Below are 12,398 nucleotides of genomic sequence, written 5' to 3'. Positions count from 1 at the left end.
TGCCTTACTCCTATCCTATAAATCCGTACAAACTATACCAGGCAGAAAAGAAAACTGCCCAAAAAAGAAGGGAATGTACCACAATTCTCAGTCCCCTGAAAAAATGGTTTTGGAAGATAAAGAAATTGGCTTCTTCTATTAAGTTTTGATAGGATTTTTCCAGCTGCAGCTCTTCCTGTTCTCCCTCTAAGCTCTGCAATCCCTCATAGATCATATGGGTAATTCTAAGCTCTTCCCGACAATCTTTGCAGGATTCCATATGCTCCAAAAAGGACTCACATTGTTCCTCTTCCCAGTTGCCCTGGATAAAATCATTAATATATTTTCTGGCCTCTAAACAATTCATTTTTCTCCCATTTTCTTGATAAAGGACTTGCAAAGAAAAGAAAAAAGTGGTAACCTAGGTTCTGTTCTTGCCGCCGTGGCGGAATGGCAGACGCACTTGACTCAAAATCAAGCGGGAAACCGTGCCGGTTCGAGTCCGGCTGGCGGCATGAAGGAGAGAGAAATCTCTCCTTTTTTTATGCCATTTTCCAGTCCTATATAATTCTATAGCCTATTTACAATCCGCTTATTTACAATATGCTTATTCGATTAACTTATTCAACTAGCTTATTATAATTCGCTTCTTGCGATTTTCTCTTATTCCTATTTTGTACCGAAAATTCTATCTCCGGCATCTCCCAAGCCCGGGCAGATATAGGCATTTTCATTTAACTCCCGATCCAGATTACCCACATATATTTGTACGTCCGGATGGGCTTCGTGAAGCTTCTTTACGCCTTCAGGAGCGGCAATAATACAAACAAATTTAATTTTCTTTCCTCCGTGCTTTTTAATCTGGCTGATGGCATCCACTCCGGAACCGCCGGTAGCCAGCATGGGATCGCAAACCACAATGATTCTTTCTTCGATGGGGTTTGGCAATTTACAGAAATATTCCACCGGATTATGGGTTGTTTCATCTCTGTACAAACCGATATGTCCAATCTTTGCGGAAGGAACCAGTGCCGTAAGTCCTGAAACCATTCCCAGTCCCGCTCTTAAGATAGGAACAATGGCCAGCTTTCGTCCGGCAATAACCAAAGTCTCCGTCTTTTCGATAGGGGTCTCCACCGGCATTTTCGTCATGGGAAGGTCGGACAAAGCCACGAATCCCATCAACATAGCAATCTCTTCCACCAACTGACGAAATTCATTGGTTCCGGTGTTCTTATCCCTTAAAATGGAAATTTTATGGGTGATTAAGGGATGATCTAAAATAATTACATTCTCTCCAAATTCGTTCATGGCTTTTCCTTTCCTATTGTTCTAATCCAGGGTGCTGGTAATCTTTACTCCGTTAAGACGATAGTACAGAGTATTTTCTTTTTCAAGTCTTTTCTAATTCTTTTATGCTTTCAAGAAAGAAGACCCATTCTTTATCAACGCCCCAATACGATGCATTTTTTCTGTTCTTAATTCTATCTCTCTTCTTTTTGTACAATATTGTTCTTATCTTTATAAATATGTTTAGGAGGAACAATACCCCGTACCGGAGATAAGGGATAAATATTGGAATGAGAGCAAAGTATGGTTCCCGGATTCAGTACGGACTGACAGCCTACTTCCACCTGTTCTCCCACAATGGCTCCAAATTTCTTTAAGCCTGTTTCAAGCTCTCCGTCTTCTGCATGAACCTTTACCAGGGTCTTGTCGGATTTTACATTGGAGGTTAATGCCCCTGCTCCCAGATGAGAGTATTCTCCTAAAATGGAATCCCCCACATAGTTGTAATGAGGAGTTTGCACATGGGGGAAAAGAACCGCATTTTTAAATTCACAGCTATTTCCTAAGACACAGCCCTCTCCGGCAAATACATTTTCCCGTAAAAAGGCTCCCGGACGGACTTCGCAGTTCGCCATAATAATAATATTCTCCCCCAGATATACATTGGGATAAAGCTTTACACTCTCATGGACAAAAACTCCTTTTTTCACTTCTTGAAAGCCTGAAGGAAGCTTTCCCTGCATAGCGGAAATCCAGGTTTTAATCTTCGGTAAGGCCTCCCAGGGATATTGACATCCTTCAAAAAGGGATTGGTAAGGTTCCTCTAAGGATGGATAAAAAGCTTTACATTCCAAGTCCTTCTTTTTCATCATTGCTCCTCTCTTTGTCGCAAAATCACAAGTCGATACTTCTATAAACTCTTTACTCTTTACTCTTTAAATTATTGGATGTCCGGCATTTTACTTTATAAACTCTTTACCTTATTGGTATTCTTTTCTACAAAGGCTTCCAGCTTCCGCATATATTCTTCTTCCGAAATTTCTCCTCCCTCCACATAGGAAAGCCCCTTCTCCCAAGAGGCGGTAAGAGTGGGATTCAATAAAGCCGGTATGGATTTGGAAAGAATCTGCACAATCTTTTCTCCCAGTTCGCTGGGGCTCAATTGTTGATTCTTTTTTTCCAAATGAATATATTCATTTTTCTCAAGCTTGCTTAAAATTCCGGCTCTGGTAGCGGATGTTCCTATACCGGAACCCTTTATCTGGGCACGAAGCTCTTCATCTTCTATCAGCTTTCCCGCATTTTCCATGGCCAGAATCATACTTCCGGAGGTATATCGCTTAGGGGGCTGGGTTTCTCCCTCCTTTAGCTTAAGCTCCTGTAAATAAAGCTTGGCGCCCTTTTTCAGTTCGGAAAGCTTGGGATTGCCGCTTTCCGTGACCGCTTCCTCTGATTCCGTTTCCTCAGCCCCCTGGCCATTGCCACTACCGGTGGAATCTGCCGGAGAAGTCTCTTTATCCTTATCTTTCTTTTGATAAAGGCAAAGATAACCATCCTTAGTCAATACTTTTTCGTTGGCAACAAAGCATTCTCCCGAAACTTCAATTTCTAAAGCTATCTTTTTGTACTCTGCGGCAGGATAAAAAATAGACAAGAAACGACGAATAATAAAGTCCAGCACCCTCTTTCCCTGATAGGAAAGGGAATTATATTGTCCTGCTCCCTGTCCCGTAGGAATAATGGCATAGTGATCCGTTATCTTTTTGTCGTCTGTATAGCGGGAACGGGCAATGGATTTCACACTGTCCATAGCAAGAACCTCTTTGGCATACTTTGCATAGGGGGAAAAAGACAAAAGTCCCTGAATATTTTTCTCGATCTCCTTAGCTACTGCAGTGGATAATACTCTGGCATCCGTACGGGGATAGGTACACATTTTCTTCTCATAAAGCTCCTGTACAAGCTTTAAACACTCGTCAGGACTGATTTTTAAAGACTTTGAGCATTCGTTTTGGAGCTCCGCCAAATTATAGAGCAATGGAGGATTTTTACTTTCCTTCTTTTTTTCCAGAGCAGTCACTCTTCCTTCCCTGGGTAGTGGAGAAAATATCCCCAAAAATTCCTCTCCCTTTTCCTTTAGCAGAAAGCCGATATTTTTGTATAAATCCTTCTCTTTATAATAAGGGCTTTCCTCTCTGCTTCGAAACTCACAAAGAAGACCGGCTTCCCCTCCCTCTTCCAGGGAAAAATCCCCCAGAGCTTTATAGAAGACAGTCTTTTGAAAACGACGGATTTCCCACTCTCTTTGGACAATCATAGCCAAAACGCAGCTCATCACTCGTCCCACGGCAATCAGAGCACTTTTTTCCTTGCCAAGGCTTTTTGCCAAAGCTCTGCCATACCTTAAGGTCAATACTCTGGAAAAATTAATTCCCATAAGATAATCTTCCTTGGCTCGTAAATAGGCGGCTTTGGCTAAAGAATCATAGGCGGATTCTAGCTTTGCTTCCCGTATGCCTCGAAGAATCTCTTCCTTAGTTTGTGAATCAATCCAAACTCGTCTTTCCTCCGCCTTTAAATTCTTGCAAAAAGAGGCTACCAAACGGTAAATGTATTCCCCCTCCCGTCCGGAGTCGGTACAAACATAAATGCAGCCGATATCTTCCCGTTCCATCAGGCCTGTAACCTGTTGAAATTGCTCTTTAACGGAAGGAATCACCTCATAAAGAAATTCCTTGGGAAGGAAGGGAAGGGTTTCCATACGCCAACTCTTGTACTTCTCATCATAAACCTCCGGATAGCTCATACTGACCAGATGTCCTACACACCAGGTAAAGATATGTTCTCCCGCCTCAATATAGCCTCTTCTTCCGGAAGAGTTGGTATTTACCCCCAGGGCTTCCGCAAATTGCTTGGCTACAGAAGGTTTCTCCGCAATATATAAATTTTTTTTCTTTCCTACATCTGTATTTGACATGAAATCTCTATATTTTCTATAAATTCCTTCTTAGTATATTTAAATCAATCTTTGCCGAAAACGATAGATGGTTTCAGAATGGTAGGTGGAGCCTGCAGCTACAATAGGGGCAAGAAAGTTAGGAACATTGATGGCATCCGGATAGTACTGGGTTTCAAAGCAATATCCGCTATGGGGCTCATAGCTCACTCCGCCCTTTCCCATATCCTCCGCCATTAAAAAATTGGCGGTATAGAACTGAATTCCCGGACAATCCGTTTCTACCAACATTTCAATGGCTGTTTTCTTGGAGTAAGCTATAGCTGCTTTTCGAAGGCTTCCCGCTTCCCCGTCTACACAAAAGTTATGATCATAGCCCCCTGCCGCCAAAAGCTCCTTATCTTTCTTAAAGGCTTTCTCAAAAATCGGTCTTTCCTCTCGGAAATCAAAGGCTGTTCCCGTAACAGGACGAATCTCTCCCGTAGGAATCAAAAATTCATCGGAGGGAGTATAGTGGGAAGCGAAAATTCGAACACTTTGTTCCGCTATATTTCCCTGGTCATGACCGGATAGATTAAAATAGGCATGGTTGGTAAAATTCATCAGGGTATCCTTATCCGAATTTCCCTTATAGCGAATATGCAAAGCATTATCCTCCGTCAACTCATAGGTCACGGAAAAATCCATATTTCCGGGAAAACCCTGATCCATATCTTTGGAAAAAAGGGAAAAACAAATGGAATTTTCTCCCTTTTGCTTTGCCTGAAATAATCTTCTGCCAAAATATTCCGGACCGGAATGGCAGTTGCTATGCTGCTTGTCATTTAAAAACAAATGGTATTCTTTCCCATGTAGCTGAAAACGTCCCCCACTAATACGGTTGGCATTTCTTCCGACCACCTCTCCCATATGTCCCGGGTTTTCCATTAAATCTTCCCAGTTTTCAACGGACAAAAGCACATCCACCAATTTCCCGCTACGATCCGGAAAAAGAAAGGATAGCCAGACAGCGCCAAGGTCGGTGAAAACCGCCTGAACCCCATTCTTATTTTCCAAAATATAACGATGTACTTCTCTTTCATCTACAAAATGACCACATTTTTCAATACGCATAGCAAGCCTCCTGAAAAAAAGGAGTGTGAAAAAGAAAGTAAATCCCCCTCGTTCACACCCCCTACACTTTATCTTTTTTGAATATATCCAAGCTCTACCAAAGTTTCCGCGGAAAGTACTCCACCGCCGGCTGCCCCTCTAAGGGTGTTGTGGCTCAGTCCCACAAACTTGAAATCGAAAAGATTATCTTCCCGTAATCTTCCGATGGAGATTCCCATTCCCTTTTCAAAATTCACATCCGTAAGAACAGATGGTCTGTTGTCCTCTTCCAAATACTGAATAAACTGCTTCGGTGCAGAGGGTAAATTCTTCTCCTGGGGTAAGCCCTTGTAATTTCTAAGAGCGGAAATCAACTCATCCTTAGTAACCTTCTTCCGGAAACGAATGGAAACTGTAGCAGTGTGTCCGTTTAAAACAGGAACGCGGATACACTGAGCACTTAAAACCAATCCCTCCTTCAGCTTAATGCCGTCCTCTGTATAAGTTCCCAATACACGAAGAGGCTCCTTCTCGGACTTTTCTTCCTCTCCGCCGATATAAGGAATGATATTTCCTACCATCTCAGGCCAAGTCTCAAAGTTCTTTCCTGCACCGGATATAGCCTGATAGGTGGAAATTACACACTCATAAGGCTCATATTCTGCCCATGCTGCTAAAGCAGGAGCATAGGACTGGATGGAACAGTTAGGCTTAACCGCAATAAAGCCTCTCTTGGTTCCTAAACGCTTTCTCTGCTTTTCAATCAGCTTATAATGCTCCGGATTAATCTCAGGAACTACCATGGGAACATCCTCTGTCCAGCGATGTGCAGAGTTGTTGGAAACCACCGGAACCTCTGCCTTGGCATATGCCTCCTCGATGGCTTTGATTTCCTCCTTCTTCATATCCACAGCGGAGAAAACGAAGTCCAGGCCCTGTACCACATCTTCTACCTTGGATACATCCTTAACCACCACCTTCTTTAATTTCTCAGGCATAGGTTCTTCCAGCTTCCAACGATCCCCTACCGCTTCTTCATAAGTTAAGCCGCTGGATCTTGGAGAGGCGGCAAGACAAGCCACCTCAAACCATGGGTGTTCTGCCAGTAAAGTGGCAAAACGCTGTCCCACCATTCCTGTTGCTCCTAAAATACCTACTTTAAATTTTTCCATATCTTTTCCCTCTATTCCTCATTAACGCCTCTATTGTAGCATGGCAGGGTGATGAAAAAAAGTATTTTCCCTAACTATGCTTTACACCCTTTCCCCCTCTTTTTCCCTGCTTTAATCTTTGCAGGTTCAGGGTTTTACTTTCCAGCTCCACATTTTCCTCTGTAGCAAGAGAATATACCTTTTTAACATAATCCTTAGGCCGCAAACTCATAGCCAGTACACCTTTCGCTGTCTTTTTCTGTAAAGGTACTTCCGATAAAGAGAATCTTAGGAAATAGGAATCCTCCGTTTCCAAAACAATATCCTCTTCCAAAACAGGCAGTACACTCAGGAGTCTATCCTCTTCTCCCAGTTTGGTGGCCTGGACCAGACGGTTCTGGGTGGCAAATTCTTCTCCCTTTACCCTCTTAATCTGAGCCTGTTCCGTCACAAAGAGAAGGGTTTCTTCCTCTAATACCTTTCGAATAAAGACTGCCACCACTCTTTCCTGCTCTGCAGAGAACTTACTCAGATTATCCAGGGGAACGCCTTTATCCTTAAACTTCGTAACCGGAACATCCAAGATCTTAATCTGGTGCATATTTCCTAAATCTGTAAAGAAGAGGAGACGATCCGTATTCTTACAGGGAAGTACATAGGCATAGTCCGCCTCAATACTTTCCTTATTTCTCTGGAAGGTACCCGGGTCTACACACTTTACATAACCAAAACGATCCTGCAAATAATATAAATCCATCTCTTCAATGGCAGTATCGTCATATACAGCTTCCCGGGCATCACAGATTTTCGTTTTTCTTTCCTTCCCGTAATCCTTTTGGATTTGCAGAAGCTCCTGCTCCAAATGAGCATAAAGCACCTTTTTGGAGCCCAAAAGCTCCTTATAGTTTTTAATGTTTTTCAGGCTTTCTCTATGGGACTTTTGCAGAGACAAAATCTCCAAGCCGATAAGCTTGGACAGGCGCATATCCAGGATGGCCTGAGCCTGTAAATCTGTAAATCGGAAACCCTCTATGGTCTTTCGAAAAACTTCATCCCTTTCCTTTAGCTGGATTAAAGATAAATCCCCCTGCATCAGAGCGGTTTTCGCATCCTTATGATTCTTGGCTCCCCGAAGCAGTGCAATGATGGCATCGATACAGTCCACCGCGGAAATCAAACCTTCCTCGATTTCCCGCTTTCTTTCTTCCTTTTCCAGTAATTTGGAGAACTTCGCCTCCAGTCTTTCTACCTGAAAGCCAAGATATTCTTCTAAAATTCTCTTCAAAGAAAGAGTTTCCGGTCTTCCATGGGCAATGGCCAACATATTGACCGGGAAGCTGTCCTCCAGCTTGGTCTTTTTATAAAGAATATTTTCTATCTTTTCAATATCCGCTCCGGACTTTAACTCTAAAACGATACGAATTCCCTGTTCATTGGACTGGTTGGAAATATCCAGAATATCATTAATCTTTTTTTCCTCGCAAAGATTCGCTACATCCTGCATAAACTTACTGATGCCCTGTCCCACCATGGTATAGGGTATCTCCGTTACCACCAGCTTATCCCTGTCGGAACGACCTTCCTTTTTCTCAAAGGAGAGCTTACCTCTTAAACGAAGTCTTCCCTGTCCGCTTCGGTAGATTTCTTCCAGCTCGGACTGATTCGCTACAATTCCGCCGGTAGGAAAATCCGGTCCCGGCATGATTTCCAGCATTTCCGAAAGGGAAAGCTCCGGATTTTTAAGATAGGAAAGAATCAAAGAAATCACTTCGGACAAATTATGAGAAGGTGTAGAAGTGGTCATGCCCACTGCAATACCCTCAGAACCATTTAAAAGAAAATAAGGAATCTTAGCGGGAAGCACCACCGGCTCCTCTAATTTTCCATCATAGTTAGGCTGGAAGGGAACGGAAAGGGCCAGATCTTGCAGTAAGACCTCCTCCGTAAATTTCTCCAAACGAGCCTCCGTATATCGGGGAGCCGCCGCAGAGTCTCCTTCAATGGAGCCGAAGTTTCCCTGTCCCTCCACCAGGGCCTGATTCTTCTTAAAGCCCTGGGCCAAAACCACTAAGGTTTCATAGATGGAGCTGTCTCCGTGGGGGTGATATTTACCCATGGTATCACCGCAGATTCTGGCAGACTTTAAAGTAGGTCTGTCATGGAAAACCCTTAACTCTCCCATATCAAAAAGGACTCTTCTTTGCACTGGCTTTAAACCGTCCCGAATATCCGGAACGGCTCTACTGGTAATTACGCTCATGGAATAGTCCAGATAGGACTTTTGCATTTCCTCGGAAAATTCCGTGGTTAAAATTTGTTCTGGCATACTTTCTCTTCCTCAGCCTTTCTATGCATCGATTTCCGCTTCCATAGCATGGGTGAAGATGAACTCTCTTCTGGGAGCCACCTCCGTACCCATCAGCATACTGGTAACCTGAGAAGCCAGCTTGGCATCCTCAATTTCCACCCTCTTCAGCACTCGGTTTTCCGGATTGAGAGTCGTTTCCCAAAGCTCCTTGGGATTCATTTCTCCAAGCCCCTTAAAGCGCTTTAACTCATAGCCGGAACTGCCATGCTTCTTCTGATAAGCAAGTAATGCCTTTTCATCATATAAATACCGGGGCTTTTCTTTTTTATTGTCCGGAATCACAAGATACAGGGGTGGCATGGAAACATAGATATGCCCTTCCTGAATCAGTTCCGGCATAAAGCGATAAAAGAAAGTAAGTAATAAAGTATCAATATGGCTTCCATCCACATCCGCATCCGTCATTAGGATAATTTTATGATAACGAAGCTTGGAAATATCAAAGTCATTTCCAAATCCCTCGGAAAAGCCGCAACCAAAGGCATTAATCATGGTCTTAATTTCCGCATTGGCCAATACCTTATCCATGGAAGCCTTCTCCACATTTAAGATCTTTCCTCTTAAAGGAAGGATGGCTTGAGTGTGGCGGTTTCTGCTGGTTTTGGCAGAGCCTCCCGCACTGTCTCCCTCCACGATAAAAATTTCACATTCCTCCGGCGTTTTGGAAATGCAATTAGCCAGCTTTCCGTTGGAATCAAAGCTGTACTTGGACTTAGATAAAAGGTTTACCTTGGCCTTTTCTTCCTGCTTTCGAATCTTGGCGGATTTTTCCGCACAGGAAAGAATGGCTTTCACGATTTCCAGGTTTCTGTCAAAGTATCGCTCCAGCTCTTCCCCTACCACTGAGGAAACATCCTTAGCCGCCTCTAAAGAAGCCAGCTTGGTTTTGGTCTGCCCCTCAAAAACCGGCTCCGGATACTTTACGGAAAGCACAGCCACCATACCATTTCTGGTATCCGCTCCGGTAAAGTTCGGATCCTTCTCCTTTAAAATGCCCAGTTGCCTTGCATAGCTATTCATCATTTGAGCAAATTTTGTCTTTAAGCCCACAATGTGGGTTCCCCCCTCCTGGGTATAGATGCCGTTACAAAAGCCCAAAAGATTTTCTTCAAAGCTGTCAGTGAACTGGAAGGCACACTCCACCTCTGTCTTACCGCTCTTTCCCTGAAAGGATATGATGGGAGACACAATCTTCGTCTGATCCTTTACCAGCTCCGCCACAAAGGCATGAAGTCCTTCCGGCTCGTAGTAATCTCTGCTGACAACTTCCTCTCCCCGTTCATCACGGAAATGAAGGTGAAGGGTAGGATTTAAGTAGGCAGTCTCATGGAGGCGGGACATCAGCCACTCCTCCTTAAAACGAGTTTTTTCGAAAATGCTGTCATCCGGAATAAAGGTGGTTTCCGTACCTGTCTCCTTGCTTTTTCCCACCACAGGTAAAAGGCCGTCAATCAACTCCGTCTTTGGAATCCCTCTTTCATACTCATCTTCGTAAATTTTTCCATTCTGATAAACCCTGACCCGCATATAGTTGGACAGGGCGTTCACCACGGAGGAACCTACACCATGTAAGCCTCCGGAGGTTTTATAGGAGCTATCATCAAACTTTCCTCCGGCGTGAAGGGTAGTCATTACGATTCTTTCCGCAGAAATCCCCTTCTTATGCCGGTCAACAGGAATTCCACGTCCATTATCCCTTACCGTACAGGAACCGTCTTTATGGAGGGTTACAGATATTTCCGTACAATATCCTGCCAAATGCTCGTCTACGGAATTATCCACAATCTCATAAATCAAATGATTTAAGCCCTTGCTTCCGATGGATCCGATATACATTCCGGGCCTTCTTCGTACCGCTTCCAATCCCTCTAAAACAGTAATACTGTCTGCATTATAGCTCTTTGCCATTTTTCTCCTTTTTATTTCCCGGGCTTTTCCTTACTGCTCTATTTTGAGCTTGTCCTTACTGCCCTATATTGGGCTTTCCCTTACTGCCCTATTTTTTCTATTTCGAAAATTATGCTTTAGAAATCACTTCCGTAAAACGACGGAAAGCTTCCTTTCCTTCAGGATTTCTTTTAAAGATTCCGGCACAGGAAAGAACCTCCATGAAAACCTTGGCCAATTCCTCCTGCACAATTTCATGGACATTTTCCGAAGAAAGCTTCGGATATTTTCTTAAAATCTCATCGCCCCAATCCGCATGCTTCTGAAGGCTTTCTTTTTTCCGTAAATCTTCTCCGGAAACAAGCGCTGCTTCCAGCTCCTCCAGCTCCTGTTTAAGTCTTGCGGGAAGAACTGCAAGACCCATGACTTCGATAAGACCGATATTTTCCTTCTTAATATGGTGATACTCCTCATGGGGATGGAACAATCCCAGGGGATGCTCCTTGGTACAAAGGTTGTTTCTCAGCACCAAATCCAACTCAAAATCCTCTCCCCTTCTTCTGGCGATGGGAGTAATGGTATTGTGGGGAGTATCCTCCGTAAAGGCATGGAGGGAAACCGCCGGATCGGAATAGTTTCGGAAACGCTCTAAAATCATCGTTCCGCAGGAGGATAGCTCCGAAACATCCTTTCCCCTTAGGCGAATCACGGACATGGGCCAGTTTACGATTCCGGCCTTTATAGTAGGATAGTTTTCCAATGTAAAGTATTCCTCAACTTCCGCCTTTTCCATAGGAAAGCTATAGTTACCTCCCTGAAAATGCTCATGGGAAAGGATGGAGCCTCCCACAATGGGAAGATCCGCATTGGAGCCCACAAAATAATGGGGAAATTGCTCTACAAAGGAGAAAAGCTTAGGGAAGATTTCCGCAGAAATCCGCATGGGCTTATGCTCCTTGTGGAAAACAATGCAATGCTCCGGATAATACACATAGGGAGAATACTGGAAGAAAAACTCCTCCCCTGCCAGGTTTAAGGGAATAATTCTATGGTTTTCTCTTGCCGGAAAGTCCAGTCTTCCTCCATAGCCCTCGCTTTCTTTACAAAGCATGCAAGCCGGATAGGAAGAGGACTGCATCTTCCCAAGGAGGGCAATCATCTTCGGATCCTTCTCCGGTTTACTTAAGTTAATGCTGATTTCCACAGGACCGTAGTCTGTTTCCTTATGAAAATGAATATCCTTCCGAATACGATAGCGACGAATATAGTCATTGTTTTGGCTAAATTCATAGAAATACTCTGTAGCCTTTTGAGGAGATTCCTGATAATATTTCCGGAACTTTTCTTGCACATGGCTTGGACGGTCTGTAAGAATTCCCATGATTCTGGTATCCAAAAGATCCCGCTCCACCACATTGTCCTCTTTTAAAACGCCTTTTTCCAAGGCAACGGATAAAAGCTTAGAAAGTAAGCTTTCCAAATATGAACCGTCTTCTATGCTTTCCTTGGAAATTCCCTGAAGCTTTTCCCTGATTTTCTCATAAGAATAATCCTTAGGTTCTACCCTTAATAAGGTAGCAAGGCTGTTATAGATATAGACAAAGTCCGCTTCCTCAATCAGCTTACAATAAGCGCCATAGGCCACAAAGTCCTGTAATAGTTCCTCTATCATCTT

9 protein-coding genes and 1 tRNA gene are annotated in these 12,398 nt (G+C 43.6%); 1 reads left to right on the top strand and 9 read right to left on the bottom strand.

The genetic code is table 11. The features are described 5' to 3' along the window. Positions 1 to 10 precede the first annotated feature (10 nt). Positions 11 to 346 carry a zf-HC2 domain-containing protein gene (locus tag RYO92_RS05825; RefSeq protein WP_007156050.1) on the bottom strand — a complete coding sequence of 112 codons (336 nt, stop codon included), beginning with the start codon at positions 344 to 346 and terminating at the stop codon, positions 11 to 13. A gap of 69 nt (positions 347 to 415) precedes the next feature. Between RYO92_RS05825 and RYO92_RS05820 the strand changes: the two genes are divergently transcribed. Next, positions 416 to 494 (top strand) — tRNA-Leu (locus tag RYO92_RS05820). Between the two features lie 154 nt (positions 495 to 648). On the opposite strand, the gene upp is transcribed toward RYO92_RS05820, so the two are convergent. The 8 genes from upp to RYO92_RS05780 all read right to left on the bottom strand — a co-directional run bounded on the left by upp (position 649) and on the right by RYO92_RS05780 (position 12,395). Then, a complete protein-coding gene (gene upp / locus RYO92_RS05815; RefSeq protein ID WP_007156049.1) occupies positions 649 to 1,290 on the bottom strand; it encodes a uracil phosphoribosyltransferase in 642 nt (213 codons plus the stop codon). Positions 1,291 to 1,463: 173 nt separating this feature from the next. Then, complete coding sequence (locus RYO92_RS05810) at positions 1,464 to 2,138, bottom strand: UDP-N-acetylglucosamine pyrophosphorylase (RefSeq protein ID WP_442945627.1); 675 nt, start codon at positions 2,136 to 2,138, stop codon at positions 1,464 to 1,466. A gap of 95 nt (positions 2,139 to 2,233) precedes the next feature. Further along, a complete protein-coding gene (locus tag RYO92_RS05805) occupies positions 2,234 to 4,246 on the bottom strand; it encodes a DNA topoisomerase (protein WP_315369768.1) in 2,013 nt (670 codons plus the stop codon). A gap of 39 nt (positions 4,247 to 4,285) precedes the next feature. Beyond that, positions 4,286 to 5,338 carry an aldose epimerase family protein gene (locus RYO92_RS05800; RefSeq protein WP_315369767.1) on the bottom strand — a complete coding sequence of 351 codons (1,053 nt, stop codon included), beginning with the start codon at positions 5,336 to 5,338 and terminating at the stop codon, positions 4,286 to 4,288. A gap of 68 nt (positions 5,339 to 5,406) precedes the next feature. Next, positions 5,407 to 6,489, bottom strand: coding sequence for an aspartate-semialdehyde dehydrogenase (gene asd, locus RYO92_RS05795; protein WP_315369766.1), 1,083 nt, complete (start codon positions 6,487 to 6,489; stop codon positions 5,407 to 5,409). 70 nt (positions 6,490 to 6,559) lie between these two features. Beyond that, a complete protein-coding gene (locus RYO92_RS05790; RefSeq protein WP_315369765.1) occupies positions 6,560 to 8,794 on the bottom strand; it encodes a DNA gyrase subunit A in 2,235 nt (744 codons plus the stop codon). Between the two features lie 21 nt (positions 8,795 to 8,815). Beyond that, entirely contained in the window at positions 8,816 to 10,744 is a 1,929-nt protein-coding gene (locus tag RYO92_RS05785; RefSeq protein WP_315369764.1) for a DNA gyrase/topoisomerase IV subunit B, read from the bottom strand. A gap of 109 nt (positions 10,745 to 10,853) precedes the next feature. Continuing rightward, the gene (locus RYO92_RS05780) at positions 10,854 to 12,395 is read right to left on the bottom strand and encodes a UDP-glucose--hexose-1-phosphate uridylyltransferase (RefSeq protein WP_315369763.1); all 1,542 of its coding nucleotides are present in this window, start codon (positions 12,393 to 12,395) and stop codon (positions 10,854 to 10,856) included. Between the last annotated feature and the right edge of the window lie 3 nt (positions 12,396 to 12,398).

The sequence above is a fragment of the Oribacterium sinus genome, assembly GCF_963553175.1.
In the GTDB taxonomy this organism is placed as follows: domain Bacteria; phylum Bacillota; class Clostridia; order Lachnospirales; family Lachnospiraceae; genus Oribacterium; species Oribacterium sinus_B.
This window is presented reverse-complemented; position numbering and strand designations above follow the sequence as displayed.